This window comes from Bradyrhizobium sp. ma5, assembly GCF_042258955.1.
Classification (GTDB): domain Bacteria; phylum Pseudomonadota; class Alphaproteobacteria; order Rhizobiales; family Xanthobacteraceae; genus Bradyrhizobium.
In genome coordinates, this window is sequence record NZ_CP170156.1 from 2169367 (window position 1) to 2185301 (window position 15935).

General features: G+C 57.5%; 14 protein-coding genes and 1 pseudogene. 11 read left to right on the forward strand and 4 right to left on the reverse strand.

Annotated elements, in window-relative coordinates; translation table 11 throughout:
* Positions 1–22: 22 nt before the first annotated feature.
* A complete protein-coding gene (locus ACE103_RS10025) occupies positions 23–385 on the forward strand; it encodes a hypothetical protein (RefSeq protein ID WP_375779273.1) in 363 nt (120 codons plus the stop codon).
* Between the two features lie 1464 nt (positions 386–1849).
* Here the strand turns inward: ACE103_RS10025 and ACE103_RS10030 are convergent.
* Positions 1850–2150, reverse strand: a pseudogene (locus ACE103_RS10030) (IS5/IS1182 family transposase); the annotation flags it as partial.
* Positions 2151–3581: 1431 nt separating this feature from the next.
* Between ACE103_RS10030 and ACE103_RS10035 the strand changes: the two are divergent.
* Both ACE103_RS10035 and ACE103_RS10040 read left to right on the forward strand, forming a co-directional pair.
* The gene (locus ACE103_RS10035; protein ID WP_375779274.1) at positions 3582–3752 is read left to right on the forward strand and encodes a hypothetical protein; all 171 of its coding nucleotides are present in this window, start codon (positions 3582–3584) and stop codon (positions 3750–3752) included.
* A 981-nt stretch (positions 3753–4733) separates the two neighbouring features.
* On the forward strand, positions 4734–5567 hold the full coding sequence (locus ACE103_RS10040) for a YopT-type cysteine protease domain-containing protein (RefSeq protein ID WP_375779275.1): 834 nt from the start codon (positions 4734–4736) through the stop codon (positions 5565–5567).
* 1004 nt (positions 5568–6571) lie between these two features.
* Here ACE103_RS10040 and ACE103_RS10045 read toward each other — a convergent pair.
* The 3 genes from ACE103_RS10045 to ACE103_RS10055 form a co-directional block, all read right to left on the reverse strand.
* Entirely contained in the window at positions 6572–8164 is a 1593-nt protein-coding gene (locus tag ACE103_RS10045; protein ID WP_375779276.1) for an IS66 family transposase, read from the reverse strand.
* Positions 8165–8238: 74 nt separating this feature from the next.
* Positions 8239–8460, reverse strand: coding sequence for an IS66 family insertion sequence element accessory protein TnpB (tnpB, locus tag ACE103_RS10050; protein WP_375779277.1), 222 nt, complete (start codon positions 8458–8460; stop codon positions 8239–8241).
* On the reverse strand, positions 8388–8777 hold the full coding sequence (locus tag ACE103_RS10055) for a transposase (RefSeq protein WP_375779278.1): 390 nt from the start codon (positions 8775–8777) through the stop codon (positions 8388–8390). The genes tnpB and ACE103_RS10055 overlap by 73 nt, the downstream gene beginning before the upstream one ends.
* A 434-nt stretch (positions 8778–9211) precedes the next feature.
* On the opposite strand from ACE103_RS10055, the gene ACE103_RS10060 reads away from it, so the two are divergent.
* The 8 genes from ACE103_RS10060 (at position 9212) to alr (ending at position 15919) form a co-directional block, all read left to right on the forward strand.
* Positions 9212–10741 carry a class I tRNA ligase family protein gene (locus ACE103_RS10060; RefSeq protein WP_375779279.1) on the forward strand — a complete coding sequence of 510 codons (1530 nt, stop codon included), beginning with the start codon at positions 9212–9214 and terminating at the stop codon, positions 10739–10741.
* On the forward strand, positions 10738–11199 hold the full coding sequence (locus ACE103_RS10065; protein WP_375779280.1) for a hypothetical protein: 462 nt from the start codon (positions 10738–10740) through the stop codon (positions 11197–11199). Before ACE103_RS10060 ends, ACE103_RS10065 begins: the two co-directional genes overlap by 4 nt.
* Positions 11196–11954 (forward strand): hypothetical protein, encoded by a 759-nt coding sequence (locus ACE103_RS10070; protein WP_375779281.1) that lies wholly within the window; start codon positions 11196–11198, stop codon positions 11952–11954. The genes ACE103_RS10065 and ACE103_RS10070 overlap by 4 nt, the downstream gene beginning before the upstream one ends.
* 24 nt (positions 11955–11978) lie before the next feature.
* A complete protein-coding gene (locus ACE103_RS10075; RefSeq protein ID WP_375779282.1) occupies positions 11979–13166 on the forward strand; it encodes a SidA/IucD/PvdA family monooxygenase in 1188 nt (395 codons plus the stop codon).
* A 171-nt stretch (positions 13167–13337) separates the two neighbouring features.
* Positions 13338–13553, forward strand: a complete 216-nt coding sequence (locus tag ACE103_RS10080; protein WP_375779283.1) for a hypothetical protein — start codon at positions 13338–13340, stop codon at positions 13551–13553.
* The gene (locus ACE103_RS10085) at positions 13543–13680 is read left to right on the forward strand and encodes a hypothetical protein (protein WP_375779284.1); all 138 of its coding nucleotides are present in this window, start codon (positions 13543–13545) and stop codon (positions 13678–13680) included. The genes ACE103_RS10080 and ACE103_RS10085 overlap by 11 nt, the downstream gene beginning before the upstream one ends.
* Complete coding sequence (locus ACE103_RS10090) at positions 13677–14741, forward strand: NAD(P)/FAD-dependent oxidoreductase (RefSeq protein WP_375779285.1); 1065 nt, start codon at positions 13677–13679, stop codon at positions 14739–14741. The genes ACE103_RS10085 and ACE103_RS10090 overlap by 4 nt, the downstream gene beginning before the upstream one ends.
* 32 nt (positions 14742–14773) lie before the next feature.
* Positions 14774–15919, forward strand: a complete 1146-nt coding sequence (gene alr, locus ACE103_RS10095; protein ID WP_375779286.1) for an alanine racemase — start codon at positions 14774–14776, stop codon at positions 15917–15919.
* Positions 15920–15935: the final 16 nt, after the last annotated feature.

Sequence of the window (15935 nt, forward strand, 5' to 3'; positions counted from 1 at the left end):
CTGTATCTCGAACGGAGAATACGTGGCGACATTGCTGACTGAGGTTCGCTTGCTTGGATCCGAGACAAGCCGTGATAGCGGCGCGATCTGGTATGTGGCTGCTACACAGGCGGAACACGTCCTCCATGCACGCTTCTTTCTCCTCTGCGGTCGGCTCTTGATCGCGCGCGTGAACCCGCTCGGGGATTACAGCAGTCACTACGACAGCAAGAGCGATGGCGCAGTGGTAGGCTTTGAGGGGCGTAGCCAATTGGAATCGTTGGTTTTCAAGCATGATTATTCCTTCAAGTCGGCGGGTCTGCCGTATTGTTCTTCCTGCGCGACGCGCAACATGACCTGTCAAACGAGAAACGGGCCGGAACTGGTTAAGTGCCGGTGCCTGTGATCCCGCTCTTTCGCTCTGCGGACCTAGCCACGCACGGTGCTCGTCCTCTGTCGGCATGACGCAATCAGCATTGGTCGTAGTCGGGGCCGAGCCCCAGGCGGACGGGAGGTATTCGCAGCTGAGCTGGCCGAGCAAGTAATCATTTTTAGGCTTCCGGTGATCGTGTGGTCGGGTCTGCCATGCCTCGATGTCGCGAGGCATTGCGTGGGCGTGGCATGCTTTAGGGTGCCGGGCTCGGCCGACTAACCTGCCAGCCCCCTGATGACGCCATAGCCGGCGCGACGTAGGATCGAACAAGACTTGCGGCCCGGGCCAAGGTGTCGCGTGGCAGAGCGATGAGGTAGAAGCAAGGTGCGCTTAAGCCATTGCGAATGATGCACTCGATGGTGGGGAGCGAACCATGGTCGCGCGCGCCTACGTCATGTGTGTTGTAGCCTTGCAACCTGTATTCCACTTGATGTGAAGACGACGGGCGGGATTTCTGAGATCGAGCCTTTGCCGAGCGCCCGTTTCCACGCGGCTAGTACGACGGGAGAGCGTCCCCGTGCAGATCCCGAAACGCGTGATTTCGTTCAGCCGCGGCTGAACCGGCCTCCAATGAAATGCAGACAGCCGTGCAATCGGAGGATCCTGGAATCGTGATTGAGTCTCGCCGAACGAATCTGGATGAGTGAGACATTCGCAATTCTCAGTACCTGTCGGGAAGCGTCTAGATTGTCGGAGGTGGTCCCCACTTAGGATCCTACAATCTAACGCTACGTGCGATTCAAGCCTTTTCGTGCGTCCAGTTGCCTGAAGACATGAAGATGCCTGAGGTGTGCGCTATCTCGTATGAGTTTCGGCTGCAAGGTCGCACATCGTGTTTTCTGAACGGCGGCGGCTGTGCATGGGTGCGGGGCAGCGCAAGCAACACTCAGCGCCGACTTTTGGTGTGACGATCGCATTGGGCAACGGAGACCTCCAGCGTGCTGTTACGTAATTGTACGTAGCGCCGGTGTCGCATTTCTTTGATCTGCGAATTGCATGCTCTGGGCATGAAACCGAAAAGTAAACTCTGCGAGCCCGACCACTGGCGAGGCCGTGCGGAAGCAACGCGAAAGAAAGCGGAAGCGCTCGCTTACGGCAAACCCAGAGATCGGCTTCTTAAGACTGCCATGGAATACGACAAGCTGGCGCGGCGTGCCCAAGAGTGGCAGACGCCCAGAAATTCGGACGATGCATGGCCCGATCAGGATCTGTAGGCCGTCGCCGCGCCTCGATCAAACGCCCGCATAGACCGCTACGCAGCGTTATCGGTGAAGAACAAAACGTCACGCGTCGCTCGGTGCGGGCAAGTCAGTGGCGCTTGCATGCGACGTTGAGGTGACGCCGTATGGCGAGCCGCACGGGCGGCTCTTGGGTCGCGTTAGATGGCTCCCAATAATCGTGAATGCCCGGCAACGCCCTGGCGTACAGCACGAACTAGCCGCCGGGGGCAGGCCGATTAACGGAGACGATGGAGGCTTGACGCCGAATTCGTAGGGCGCGGCGGCGTTGTCCTTGCCGATGCATTCGACCTCGAAGGCGCGGAAGAAGTAAAGCTTCCAGCCGCGCTTGCGCTGCTGTTGCGAACGGATCTCGGCGGCCCACCCCAGCTGCAGCGCGAACGCCTCGAGGACTGGCCGACCTTGCGGCGGATGTCGCGGATGATCCGGCCGAGTCGGCTCCGCAGGATGCGTCGAAAAGGCCTTGTATACCCGCCCACCATTTTGTCGTGAGCTTCGCGAGTTCGTCGAGGTTATTGCACTCATAAGAACGCTGCGATGATCAGCAAACACCGGCCCAGAGCAGCGCATTTAGGAGAAGCGCGGCCAGCGGCCACAGGTTCCACCTCCTTTGCGCCTGCCAAGATCGGCAATCAGCGCCGTAATGCCTGATCCTGGGGTGCTTTGGAGTGCGACAGTGCGTCATTCATCACACGCCACGCCGGTCCACAGAAAAAGGCTGGCGTCTGGATGCCTCGTATCGGTCATAAGTTCGCAGTCGGCTTTCAAAGGATCAGGTGTCATCATCTTGTTTGTTGCGCGGGGAGCACCCAGCGGATGATTTTGTCGCGCGGCTTTCACTGTATCGATCAGGACCAAACAATAGTCCATTGTGAATTGTTGCTTGGATATATTACGTTCTGTTGGTTCGCGTTTCTTTAACCACAGCAATCAGCATGCCACCGGCGGAGAAGTCCCGGCACCGCTTTGGCACAGAAAATACGTGTCTGTCGTGTTCCACGTAACTGCCCGTAGTCGGATTCGCGACATTGATGTCTGAAAGACAGCACCGGAAGTAGCAGGTAAAAGGTGAGTGGTCTGCTAGCGCCATACCGGCAACAATGCGTTAGGAGTTGCATCGTAATGACGCTGCGCAAGACCCGCCGATGGTCGCAGTTGCAGTCAATACAGCGGACTAATCACGTTCTCGGATCGTCACCTTGTAAGGAGGCACTGAGATGGCAGGCGATCCGCTAGATGTTGTCTCAGCGTTCAATCAAGGAGGTAGTATGCCGAGCGTCTGCGGCTCTGATGCGAGCCCAGTCGATTTAGTCCTTATACAACTCAACGGTGGTCACATAGATGACGCATTGGCAATGTTTCAGACTCGGCAACCAGAAGGCCGCGAATGATCAAATACCGCATCACGAAGCAGCATCGCCGCCGACGCGATATCGCCTTTGACCCGGTGCGGGTGCCACGCGGCTTGCGAGCCATAATGGGAGTGTAGATGTCGGAGGCCATTATATGGAGCACGCCGGGATGACGATAGATTTATTGGCGGTGAACTGACGGGCCGCGATCGGCCAATTTCATATGCTCAAGCACATCTCCGGGGGGAATGGGCAGGGGCAGGGAGAGCTTGTTTTGCAAGTCCGAAAGCTCAAGAGCAGAATTCTGTTGCCGAAGCGCGCGCTGCTCGCCGATGTGCGGCTAGCGCTTGCTGGCGTCGATGAGCAAGATGCCTGCGTGAGGTTCGCTTGGTGACGGGGTTATCTGGCGGGCCCACTCGCCGGGCCCATCATCAGCGTGAAAGTCCAGTTTGCGCGCTGATTCGGATCGAGTAGATCGTGCAGGGTCCGCATTCAGGCAATCAGGAGCTCGTGAGAGCGTTCGTCGGGTCCCTGAAACGCGAAGTGAACTTCCGAAAACTGATGGTAGGAGAACAAGTGATGATGGACATCTGCGGTTTTCTCAGCAGATGGTTCGCTAAACAGTGGTATGGAAACGCTGCGCTGACGACCGAACTGGCCCCGGCTAACCAGCTGCGAGACAACGTCATCTACGTCGATTTCAAAGCGATCCGTGAGGCAAAGGAGGGAGCGTGCGAGCGCAGATCATAGAGAAACTGGAGGCCGGCCGCGTACAATACGGCCAGTTCGCCAGCGTTCCGGGATCAGGCCCTTGCGGCCTGTTCTTTGTGCAGGGGCCTTGCGGGTGTGAATTGAAGATCAGTGGATTGCTCCGTCCTGGCTGGGAGCATGTCGCTGTCTCGACGCCGCGGCGTTGTCCGAACTGGGAAGAGATGTGCTTTGTCAAAAACCTGTTCTGGGATGAGGAGGAGTGCGTAATGCAACTGCATCCGCCACATTCGCAATATGTGAATAACAGCCGGTATTGCCTGCATCTGTGGAGACCCACTCATCAGGACATTCCAATGCCCCCGCCGAGTTTTGTAGGCATCGTTGGGCTGGGACCATCCGAAGCGGCAATGTTGTCGGCACGGATGCGCGCGACCGCATGATGGGTTGGGTCAACGATATCCGCGCCGAAGTTGAGGCCGAGCGCGTGCAGAAACATCGGTTCGGCGCCACTGGAAGGTCGCGCCACCGGCGGACATGTCGGGTTCTTCCGCCTGTCGACAACGTACAGGGGTTCTGAAGCGTGAAATCGCTGCTGCCGAGCAGGAGGGCTGACAGCGTACTGAACCGGTTCAAGAGATGTCTCTGATGTCTCTTATGCCAGGTGCGGCCAATTCCATTGTGGACGGAAAGATAGATTGGAGTTGGTTCTTGCCGGTATTGACGCCAGTTTTCGCGAAATCGCGCTGAACTTTGGTCCGCAAGCAACAGCAGCATCTCACCAAGGCCGATGGCCGGCCACCTTCCAAGAGCCACAAGCACGTCGTCCACCGCCCTCGCGTCTGGAGCGGGGCTGGGTGAGTAAAGACGGTCGGCTCGCCAGATCGCCTGCATGGGTGCGGCGTCATGTCCGAGCTTGTTTGCTCGTCAGCTCGTCGTCAGCTAGCCGCAATATCATTCGCGAGCAGGGCGCAAGCAGTCCGCACCCGCTCTGAGGAAACGTACGCTCATGAGGCAGCCGCCATGGATAATCGAGTTGGTAGCCAATCGAAACGTATCGATCATGCTGACGAACAGGGGCAGTCGCCAGACAATAGCAACTTTTCGCAAGCGCTTATGGATCTCCTGCAACGCGAAAGCCTGGCACCTGAGGAACTGTACGACAAAATGGGGCTCTGCTGCAGCAAGCCACATACCTCAGATGCAAACGTTTACAGTCCAGGCTCCTCAAACCCCAGCACATCCTCTCTGTCCTCCGACTCAAATCCCTCCTCTCCGGCCAGTCCAATCCGTCCCCTGTTCCAATACAGGACTGCTGAATTGCCCGGGGCCAATGTCAATGGTATCTGCGTTGGTTTGACAGCGGAGTGGCTCCTCAATCTCAATCGCAGTCCGTCCTCCCGAATGAATGCGCTGCGCCCGGGTGCTCAAAGCCACGCCTCAGCGGCAACGCGGCAGCAGCGGTATGAAGATCTCGATACGCTGCTGCGAAGCGATAGGGCGGGAGGTTCTCACAACCTTCAGGCAAAAATTACAATGTTGCGCGAAGCGGGCCTGGATCCATCCGCCGACCAGACGCGGTATAGGTTTGGTACATCTTCGCGCGTTGCCCAGATAGTGAACGAAGTCACCGACGACCCATCGATCTATTTGCTCGGCTTGCGGTTCGCCGCAGGTGGCGCACACACATTGGCAACGTCGACGTCGAATGGAATGACGACCCTCTTTGATCCCAACTATGGAGAATTCACTGTTCGGTCAGATCAGTTGGGTGAGCTGTTAAAAAGTCTCGCCGACCGCTACAGTAACCTGAACGGACATGATATATCGACGGTCGTCACACAAAAAATAGTCTGAGTTTTTTAGCGCTTCTGGCGTACCTTGCCGATGTCCACGCGTGGATCCTCTGGCGGAACGGCGGCGATCGAGACTGAGAACGTTCGCATCGGCTCTGGGGTGCAATACCGTCGGCCGCGAAGGCCGATTGTGCCGCCGCCAAAGTGCGCTAGATATGCCGATACTGGAGCTCACCGCAGCCCTGAAGATGTTAGAGCGTGGGCTTGACGAAGGGCCCTCGGAAAGCTATGTGGCGAGCCGCCGAGAGTTCAACGAGATCGCTTGCTCTTGCGGGCGCTCTTCATACACGGTGCTCAAGCCGCCAGACGTCGGCTACGTCATCCTGCGTGGCTCACGCTCGTCGCGACGCGTGCGATCGACGACGCCGGTCCGTGGCTTTCAACTGTGATATCATGACAGAACAACTTGCCGGACCGGTAACTTTTGGTGGGAGACGGTCCCGGCTAGGTCCGCCTCGCTCCTCAGACGGCGCCGCGCTCGTCTGACTTGGCCACGCAGACGTTGCTCACGCCGCACGTCATCGAAGGATTATGTCCTTGGCTGATGTTCGTCGGCAGCTATGCCAATGGGAACTCGCCGAAAGCTAGACATTCGATGGTCACAAGAAGTGGTTCTTCGAGACTGGGCGGTACTCGGAAGACTTCGGTTTCACGGTGCACGATGAGGCCGGTTGGTCCAGCATACTGAACCGTCAGTTTTCGGCATCGCTGCCGATCGGCCGTTCTGGGAGCAACGAGCTCTCATCCGCCTTTACCGAGCCACTTGTTAGGTTCGCGACCAACGTCGGAAAGCCGACGATACGCAGGTCCAGACAAAGCGCAGAATCAGGAATTTCATCTTGGGGCGCTGCTTGCTTTGTTCGCGGCGTCATCGTCGATGGCTTTCAAGGGAGGCGGATAATTGTCCTCATTGAGCAGAGGCGGGGAGATTGGCCATGTCGCGAGCTGCGGTAGAGCTATTCGTCAAGAATTACGCGGAAGAGGGTAAGCGGCAAGCTGCGGCCGTCAGGCGGCGTGGTTCCATGGCATAAGCGCGTCGATTTCGCCGCTCGGCCAGCCGTTGGCGATACGCTGAAGCGTTAGGCTGAGCCAGGCGAACGGATCGACGTTATTCATCTTTGCTGTCTGCAGCAGTGTTGCGATGGTCGCCCAGGTTCGTCCGCCGCCGTCGCTACCGGCAAAGAGGCTATTCTTTCTCGTAATTGTTTGTGGTCTGATGGCGCGTTCGACGATGTTGGAGTCGAGCTCGATGCGACCATCAGCCAGGAAGCGTTCGAAGATGGCACGGCGCGAGACTGCATAGCGGATTGCCTCGGCCAGTTTTGATTTGCCGGAGATCCGTCGCAAAGTCTGCTGCCAGAGATCGAAGAGATCTGCGACGACCGCCGAGGAGGCTTGCTGGCGCGCGGCAACGCGTGCGTCGGGGCTTTGACCGCGCACGGTCTTCTCGACCTGCCAGAGCGTCGCCATCCGCTCGACCGTCGCCGTTGCCACTTTCGAACTTCCTGCAACATGCAGCTCATAGAACTTGCGCCGGCTGTGTGACCAGCAGCCAGCCAAGGTGACGCTGTCATTGGCGCGATCCGGGCGCACCAGCTTGTTATACGCGGCATAGCCGTCCACCTGCAGGATGCCGCGATAACCGTTGAGATGCCGGACCGCGCATTCGCCGGAGCGGCTGTCTTCGAAGCGATACGCCACCATCGGCGGACCGCTGCGGCCAAAAGTTCGGTCATCTCGGGCATAGGCCCATAAGTAGGCCGTCTTCGTGGATCCGGAGCCGGGAGCCAGGGTCGGCAAGGTCGTTTCGTCGGCAAAGATCCGATCCGCCTTCTTGACCTCGCTGAAGATGTAGTTGGCCACGATCTCCAGCTCGAAGCCGAGCTTGCCCATCCATTGCGCCATCAGCTGGCGGTCAAGTTCGACCTGGTCGCGGGCGTAGATGGCTTCCTGCCGGTAGAGCGGCTGGCCATCGGCGTACTTGGAGACGGCGATCTGGGCCAGAAGGGCTTCGGTCGGAATGCCACCCTCGATGATGTGGGCTGGGGCCGGCGCCTGGATCACGCCGTCCTCGTTCTTGAAGGCATACTTGGGCCGGCGCGTGACGATGACGCGGAACTTCGCCGGCTCCACATCCAGACGCTCCGACACGTCTTCGCCGATCAGCACCTTCTGCTTACCGGCATGCTCAGCCAATGCTTCCGGCTCAATGACAACCTCGATCCGTTCCAGATGGGAGGCGAAGCCTTTGCGCCGACGAGGTGCGCGTTTGCCATCCGCACGCTCGCGGCCCTTGTTGACCTGTGCCTTGATCGCAGCGATGCCGGTCTCGATCTCCTCGAAGGCAAAGACCTGCTGTTCATCATCGATGCTCGCAGGGCCGAGCTTCTCCGATCGTCGGCCGAACCGGGCGCGGTCAAAGGCCTTCAGGATCTGCGTCAGCCGCGCGATGCGCGCGTCGGCATCGGCGTTGCGGGCCTTGAGATCGTCGACCTCGCTCTCCAGAGCATCGACACGGGCCGCCTTCTCGGCCATGGCAAGCACCATGGTCTTCAGCGTCTCTACGTCATTCGGGAGGTCGAGATCGGGCGGCGTCATTGACCCGACCAGAGCACATTTTGCTCCGGTTCTCTCGCCCTTTCAGGCAGTTGATTCACTTCGTCGCAGCGTTTTTACCCAACAATCTCCGGCGGCCTGACCGGCACAGTCCGGACCCGCTTCCAGTCCATCCCATCCACCAGCGCCATCAACTGCGCGGGGGTAAGCTGCACCCGATGATGCCCGATCCGCGGCCAGCAGAACGTCGCCTTTTCGAGACGTTTCAAATAGAGGCACACGCCAGAGCCATCCCACCATACGATCTTGATTCTGTCGGCTCTTTTGGCCCGGAACACATCAAGTGGGCCTCGTCGACATCGACGCCGGCGCGCACGACGACCTCGCCAATGGCAATCTCGATCACGGCGTCCGCCATGCCCGCCACCGCGGCTTCGCGACTCGAAGGCCGCGACAGGTAAGTTCGTTCGGCCCGAGCATCGCGACGCCAGGCGAAGAGCTGCGACGGGTGAATGCCGATCCGATGGGCGATCCCCGATACACTCGCGCCGGGCTCCAGCGCCTCTGCCACAACTTGTGCCTTGAACTCATCCGACCAGCGTCGGCGAAGCTGTCGCGGCGCCCCCTCAAAACGCTCGGCGACCGCTTCGATCATATGGAAGGTTCTAGTTTCAGAACTAGGCGCAGACATAGAAGCTCACATCGGCTCACAAACTCAGCAGCCGATAGCCGATCGCTCACCCACTCGGCCAGATGGGATCTCTTTGCCGCTTACGGAAGAGGGGCGTCTGCTCGAAAACCTCAAACAGAGCGCTAAAGGCTTTCGACGGACTGTGGAGCCCGGTTTGGAATACGCAACCCGATTGCGTCCACAACTCCGTCAAGCCGCCTGCGCCTTGGTGGTTTCCGGGGCATCTGTTTGGCTATCTCTGTGCTCAAGAACGTTTTTTTGCAGATATGAGAAGAAGCCCAACCATCTCGCGGATAGACGTAGCGAACACGCATCCTATCGATGTGTACATCTCGCCCGTCAACTTGACCGCCAATGGCAGAGCACATCTCGGGCACGCTGCCGGGCCATTCCTCAGAATGGATGTCGTACAGAAGCACCTGAAGAGGGCGGGGCATCATGTCCGCTCTGGGCTGACGACGGACGGCTTCGAGAACCATGTCCTGGTCCGAGCGGCTCTTGAAAAAGTTGACCCATCGGACCTGGCACATGGCTTCCATATCAAAATTGTGGAAGATCTTGCCTCACTAGGTCTCGTTTTCGATCATTTCGATGATCCGGCGTATGGCGGGAATCTGCGACGATTTTCGAATGTCAGCAACGCGCTCATGGACGCCTTGCTAGCAGCCGGCGCGCTACATTTCCGTGCAGCACGCTTACCAGTGGACGATGCGGTTTCGACGGCTGTGCCACGAGAAGAGCGCTTCTGCATTGGAGGCTGGTTTGGTGCAACCTGTCCGATTTGTGAAGCATCTGCAGGTAGCTTCTTCTGCGAACACTGTGGCCATCATTTCGAGCCCGAGGAAGCGTTGAGCCCAGTGTCGCGGCGAGGGCGGATCGTGGAATGGACCGACAACATTTCCGCCTTTCTTTCAATTTCGGGAAACGACCGACTCCGACGGGCGTGGGAGGACACGGCCATCGAAGCTAGCTTCCTGGACATAGGGAAGCGGTATGTCGCACGCAAAGGACAGCAAATGCGGGTGACCGTACCGGGACTGCACGGAATGGCTTGGAATTCGCCGCATTGCAATACACAGCAGATACTATTTAGCTATTCCTCCTTACTCTACGCTCATTCTCTCTATTGCGGGCATAAAGACACAGAGGGCTCCGGTAAGCCCAGTCCTTTTTCCCGCGATTCCGATGCGTTCCTCATTAGCGCTACAGGCATCGATAACACAATTCCGATGCTTGTCGGAGTTACAGGATGTGCATTGGGGCAGAACTCGTTTCGGCCGTTTGATCGAATTTTCTTTAACCACTTCCTTCGGCTGAACGGATCGAAGTTCTCCACCAGCCGAGGTCACGTGATCTGGGCAGGTGAAATCGCTCGAATTCCAAACATATCTGTCGATGTTCTTCGGGTGTACCTGTCGGAAATCTGCCCGGAAGAGACCGAGACCGATTTGGTGTCAGAGCAGTTGGCCGATCGCTGCAACGCAGTTTTCGATAAGATATCTGCAGCCATCGACCGTTGCACGGAGTCCATAAGCGGGGTGCCGGCTCTCACCGGGTGCTACGTAGAGTCTGCGATGATGGTCACGCTGGATCGGCTCTATGAGAAGCAATGTGCCGCCCTTTCGCTAGACCATCTGCGAGTATCCCGAGCGTCGAGGTCGGTTGTCGAATGGGTCGATTGTGTCGGTTCCGCGCCGGACCCTCAGACAGCTTACACATGGTTGATGGGGTTTAGCATACTGGCCTGGCCACTGATGCCAAAGATAACGCAAGCCGTATGGCATTGGCTCGGTCATGGCGGGCATCCCCTTGCCGCATGCGCTTCGAGGCCTTCAACCCAGCGAAGCGGAACTGTGCCGAAACTCAACGGAAGCAGGTTAGCGGCCGCAGATATTGATCGATGCCTTCCCGGGAAGATCGCGGCATGACCCCGGTCACGAACATCGTTCCGGTCGAAGAATTGCCCGATGCTGTCTCGTTGGAAATCTCAATCCCCTTCATGCTTGGTAGCATCAGCTTAGCGGCATCCTATGGCTCAAGTTTCTTTCTCGTGGACGCTCTGCGGTCCAATGGACAAAGTGCCACGACCGCCGGCGCCATCATTTCGACCGGTACCATCGCGACAATACTCTGTTCGCTCGTAGCTGGCCGCATTGCCGATGTACTGGGCATGATGCGAACGATCACCCTTGCCGCGGCGATGATGGCGATAGCGATGATTTGTTTCGCATCAGCATCAATTCTGACGCTCTTCGCTTACATCGGCGGGCTTTTTCTCGGGGGGGATGGTCAGTGTTCTACATACTGGCGCCTCTTCAAGTCTTGTGTCACGTGCGAGCTGACGCCCGTCTCAAGTATGTTACCTTGCTTTCCGGATCTCAAATGATGGGCATCGGGCTTGCTGCCCCCCTTGCACGCGCCATGGCGAAAGTGGCGGGATCCTACATTGCAGTTTACGTTTCATTTGCGGCCGCATGTCTCGTTGGTACGACGCTTTTGGCGTTCGCCGGTGGGGCACTGGCGCAAGCTCCTCGGATCAGAATGTCGACCGTGCGACTTACCTTCGAGGGCGTGCTGGGAACCCTTAGATCGAACACGCGCTATCCGATAATCATGATCGGTGTCGGGGCCTGCGTTTTCGCAGGCCTTTCAACCTTTCAAGCGCTTTACGCTGCGTCGCGAGCGCAATCTCCCGATACATTCTTTCTGGTCTTCACGCTGACGGCCGTCTTCTTGCGGTTTGCGGTGGCGCCGGTAATCGGAAAGTGTCGTCTTGAGCGCGTGGCCGCGTTTCTCATCGTGTGCACAATCGCGGGACTGGTCATCCTTTTCGTGAATGCAGGTAGTATGACAACCTATATCCTCGGCACAACGATGTTCGCGCTGGGATATGGTCTCAGCTATTCGACATTGAACAGCATGGTTGTCCACATTGCAGGTATCGATGGGACATCGTTGGCTATTGCTTCTCAGGTCTTCACGCTCTCCTACTTCATCGGCCTATTCGGATTTCCATATATCGCCGCGCAGATCGTGAAAGCCGGCAACTTCGATCATCTGCTGATGAGCACGATCATGCTTATCGTCGCTAATGACGTACTTCTTACAATTCAAGTGTTCTCAACCGGCGGGAAGCATTGAGCGGCTCCGTTTAGGGATGATGGGATGCTGAAGGAAAGCGATGGCTGTGACGTAATCGCGATCGGTGCCGGGCCGGCGAATCTAAGCTTGGCAGCGCTTGCGGCACCGATCCCGGAAATGTCTCTGCACATCCTGGAAAGGTCAGAGACGCTTCAGTGGCATCCGGGCATGCTCATAGGAGGCGCCGTTATGCAGACCAGCCCATTAAAGGACCTGGTCACACCGGCGGATCCGACGAGCGCATACAGCTTCCTTGCCTATTTGCATGATCAAAGACGACTTTATCAAGCCATTGTCCGTGGACTTGACCGCGTTAGCCGGAGTGAATTTGAAGATTATTTGCGATGGGCGGCGAAAAAGCTGACGAACATTCGATTTGGCGAACATGTTACTGCTCTCGAACTCCGCGGCAACTCCTTTGAGGTCATAACCAGTCGCCGCAGATATCAAACATCCACGGCTGTACTTGGCGTGGGAAGAGTGCCGTCTATCCCTGATTGGGGCCGCAATGCACCACCAAACGAGGTGTTTCACGCGAGTACTCTTCTGCTCCAGCGCCGCGAATTGTCGCGCAAGCGCGCTGTGGTCGTCGGCGGCGGGCAAAGCGGGGCAGAAATATTTCTTCATTTACTGAGTGGCGCATGCGGAGCGCTGGGGGCTCTGACATGGGTGACGCGTCGCGCAAACATATTCGCGCTCGAGGACAGCCCTTTCGTCAATGAATGGTTCTTTCCGCAATATGGTGGTTGGTTCTTTGAGCAAAGTGACTCAACTCGAACTCAAATTCTGGAGCGGCAGTCATTGGCCAGCGATGGCGTCAACAGTTCAACGCTACGCGCTATCTACAACGCGCTGTACGATCGCGTCGCTCATAAGCGGGCTTACCCGAATCACGTAGAAATACGCGTCGACACCAGCGCTGAAGACTTGCGCGGCCTATCTCCTTTTCGCTTTGGCTTACGACAGCGGACGACAGGCGATTGTTCAGAACATGTCGCTGATATTGTCGTCTTAGCCACCGGCTACCGCACCGAAATCCCTTCGTTTCTGGAGCCGATCGCAAGCCGGCTCACGGTCGTGAGTGCCCCCGGTGGCTCTCAAGAGATCGTGGTCGAGCCGGACTTTTCGGCTCGTTTTGATGGCCCCGACGAATGTCGCTTGTACGACAGAATGGCGCGCGCTTTCAACATGGCATCGCTGATACAAATCTGAGCTTGGTTGCTTGGCGCGCTTCAACAGTCCTCAATTCTATCATCGGCCGCGTCGTTTACGATTGTCGACCTGCAACGGGCGTCGTCAAGTGGAGTGGCGTTGGCTTTGAGGGCTCTTGTTGAAAAACTCGGCAGCATGCCACCACCACCCTATGTTCATTCGGAGTATACTATGAAGAATCCACGGTTGATGACCCTGGGCGACATGGGGGTCTATAGCCCCGGTGTATTGGTGCAGCACGTCGAGGAAATAGCTGATCCCGAGACCACTTGTCCGGTGGACCTCATCGAATTCCGGCTGGCTCCGTTTGCGGCGTCGACGCCTCATTCCCATCCGTCCCAGCGAGATCTGGCGCATCACGAGCGGCCACGGCCGGGTGATAACTGACGATGGTGAGTTGGTCGTCACGGCAGGAGACCTGGTGTTTCTGCACCCAGATCAAACCCATCATTTGGAAAATCGTGGCAGTGACGTTTTGAGCGCCTTGTCCATCTCCTGGAAAGAAGCCCGATGACCGACGGGGTTTGTGATCTTGCCGTCATTGGCGCCGGCGTCATGGGCCTGAGTGCTGCCTTCATGGCAGCGCGCAATAGTCCGCGCGAAAGAATCGTCATCTTCGAACGAGATACCGTTGGGGCAGGTGCCAGTGGGTTTGCTCCCGGAATCCAAGTCAACATCTGTTGTAATGAAAAGGAAAGAAGCCTCGTCAATCCTGGTTCAAGGTTCTGGCGAGGTATCTATCCCCATGGGCTTTGGCGCAACGGCCGAGACTGTGACGTGTATTGGTTGACACGCGCTCCCAACGAACTCGCCCGACTGAGTAGCGTGGGCGGTGCTACCCCATCAACTTCTTTTGCGCTGACCGAGAGGCTTTCCTCGCTGCCCCGTTTTGTGATCCCCGGAGGTATGGCTGTGGCACTGGATCGGGGGTCTTACAGTCCGGTGAATTCCATTGTTCAGGATCTGGCCCAAAGGCTCAAAGCTGTCGGTATTTCGATATGCGAAAAGACATCTATTGAAAGGATACGGCAGGGACGAAGCAATCTTCTTCTCCGAACCTCTGATGGCGGCGAAATCACGGCGAGGCGGGCCATCCTGGCGATTGGGCCGTGGCTACCCGATTCGCCCCTGCGTGGGCTTCTCGCAGAGGAGCCGCGTTTGCGAGTTAAAAAGGTGGTCGCGCTTCACTTGGCGGCACGCCCCGCCCCGACGTGTCCAATGATCGGCTTGCTCGATGACTACGCTTTCCTCGTTCCCATGATCGAGGAGGGATATTGGTTGTTCAGCTTTACCTCGCAGGAATGGGATGTGAAGCCCGACACCGATGGGCTGCATGTCAGTCCGGATGATCTCGCGCGCGCCACCGCAATCCTGGCAAAATGGTTCTCCTCGGACGTGCCCGCGGTGGCCTCTGCGCGTGTGTTCTGCGATTGCTATTCTGACTATGGTGTCCCGTTCTCCCAGCCAGCTAGCAATGTCGCCGGTCTGTACGTCATTGGTGGTGGAGCGGGTAACGGGTTTCGCTTTGGGCCGGCCTGCGCGGAAGAGGCAATACGTGCCCTGTATGCGCCCTAGTCGCCATGTCATCACCGTGACATGAGGGGGCCATGCCAGATACGATGGATTTCGAACTCAACCTCTCTCGCAAATTCGCAGATGCCGGTTGTCGCGATCGCTCGAGATCGACCATGATAGTTGATCTCAGCGCCATTCAATCCAATTATCGGAAGTGTCAGGCGCTTGCGCCAAACAGCGCCTGCGGCGCAGTTGTCAAGGCCGACGCCTACGGCCTTGGCGCGGCGCGCTTAGCGCCGTTCCTTGCTCACCTTGGCTGTACGCATTTTTTTGTAGCTGATGTGGAGGAAGGCATTGCCGTGCGCGATGTGCTGCCGTCCTCTGCAAAGATCTACATGCTCCACGGCGTTATGCCAGGTATGGAGCTGTTGGCCGAGCAGCATGAGTTGTTGCCGATCCTCAACAGCAGGGAGCAACTGGAGGCCTGGCTTCGGCATTGCCGACTTCGCAATCGCGCGTTGCCAGCGGGTATCCATGTCGACACCGGCCTGTCTCGACTGGGTTTTCTCATTGATGAGTTGCAGACAATCGCCGAGAATGAAAACGGGCTGTCGGAATTGCCCGTAGCGCTGTTCATGAGCCAGCTCGCCTGCGCCGAGTGGCGAAACGAGATCAGTCTTCAACAGTTGAAGCGGTTCCGCAAACTCACCTATTTGTTCCCGAAGGCTATTCTTTCGCTGTCGAACTCGGCCGGACTATTCGCGGGATGTGAATTTCATTTTGACCTCACAAGGTGCGGTGGGGGGATTTTCGGCCTTTCGACGTCCGATGATCCCTGCTTCAAGCCGTCGCAAGTCGTTGGTCTGCGAACGCAAATCATTCAATGCCGTAAGGTAAAGCGTGGCGAAGCGATCGGATACCACGGATCCTACCGCGCGGAGAGGCGGATGCGGGTCGCTACGGCCTCCATCGGCTACGGCGATGGGTTCCCGCGCATTCTAGGCAATCGAGGGTATGCCTTTATATGTGGGACGCGCGTGCCAATCGTCGGCTTCGTTTCGATGGATCTTATGACTGTTGACGTAACAGATCTGCCCGAGAGCTGGACGGCGCCGGGCACTTTGGTCGACCTGATCTGCACCGAGCAAACCGTGGCAGATATGGCGTCAGCCGCGAAAATGCTGAGCGATGAATTGACCACAGCAATTGGGCGGCGATGCTGCAGAATTTATGTTTAAGCGAAATGATGTGAGG

Excerpts from the sequence above, each read along its gene's own strand:
- ACE103_RS10070 (WP_375779281.1), top strand. The coding sequence starts at position 11,196 with ATGATGGGCATCGGGCTTGCTGCCCCCCTTGCACGCGCCATGGCGAAA.
- alr (WP_375779286.1), top strand. The coding sequence starts at position 14,774 with ATGCCAGATACGATGGATTTCGAACTCAACCTCTCTCGCAAATTCGCA.
- ACE103_RS10090 (WP_375779285.1), top strand. The coding sequence starts at position 13,677 with ATGACCGACGGGGTTTGTGATCTTGCCGTCATTGGCGCCGGCGTCATG.
- ACE103_RS10075 (WP_375779282.1), top strand. The coding sequence starts at position 11,979 with ATGCTGAAGGAAAGCGATGGCTGTGACGTAATCGCGATCGGTGCCGGG.
- ACE103_RS10035 (WP_375779274.1), top strand. The coding sequence starts at position 3,582 with ATGATGGACATCTGCGGTTTTCTCAGCAGATGGTTCGCTAAACAGTGG.
- ACE103_RS10055 (WP_375779278.1), bottom strand. The coding sequence starts at position 8,777 with ATGATCGAAGCGGTCGCCGAGCGTTTTGAGGGGGCGCCGCGACAGCTT.
- ACE103_RS10040 (WP_375779275.1), top strand. The coding sequence starts at position 4,734 with ATGGATAATCGAGTTGGTAGCCAATCGAAACGTATCGATCATGCTGAC.
- ACE103_RS10060 (WP_375779279.1), top strand. The coding sequence starts at position 9,212 with ATGGATGTCGTACAGAAGCACCTGAAGAGGGCGGGGCATCATGTCCGC.
- ACE103_RS10080 (WP_375779283.1), top strand. The coding sequence starts at position 13,338 with ATGAAGAATCCACGGTTGATGACCCTGGGCGACATGGGGGTCTATAGC.
- ACE103_RS10065 (WP_375779280.1), top strand. The coding sequence starts at position 10,738 with ATGACCCCGGTCACGAACATCGTTCCGGTCGAAGAATTGCCCGATGCT.
- ACE103_RS10045 (WP_375779276.1), bottom strand. The coding sequence starts at position 8,164 with ATGACGCCGCCCGATCTCGACCTCCCGAATGACGTAGAGACGCTGAAG.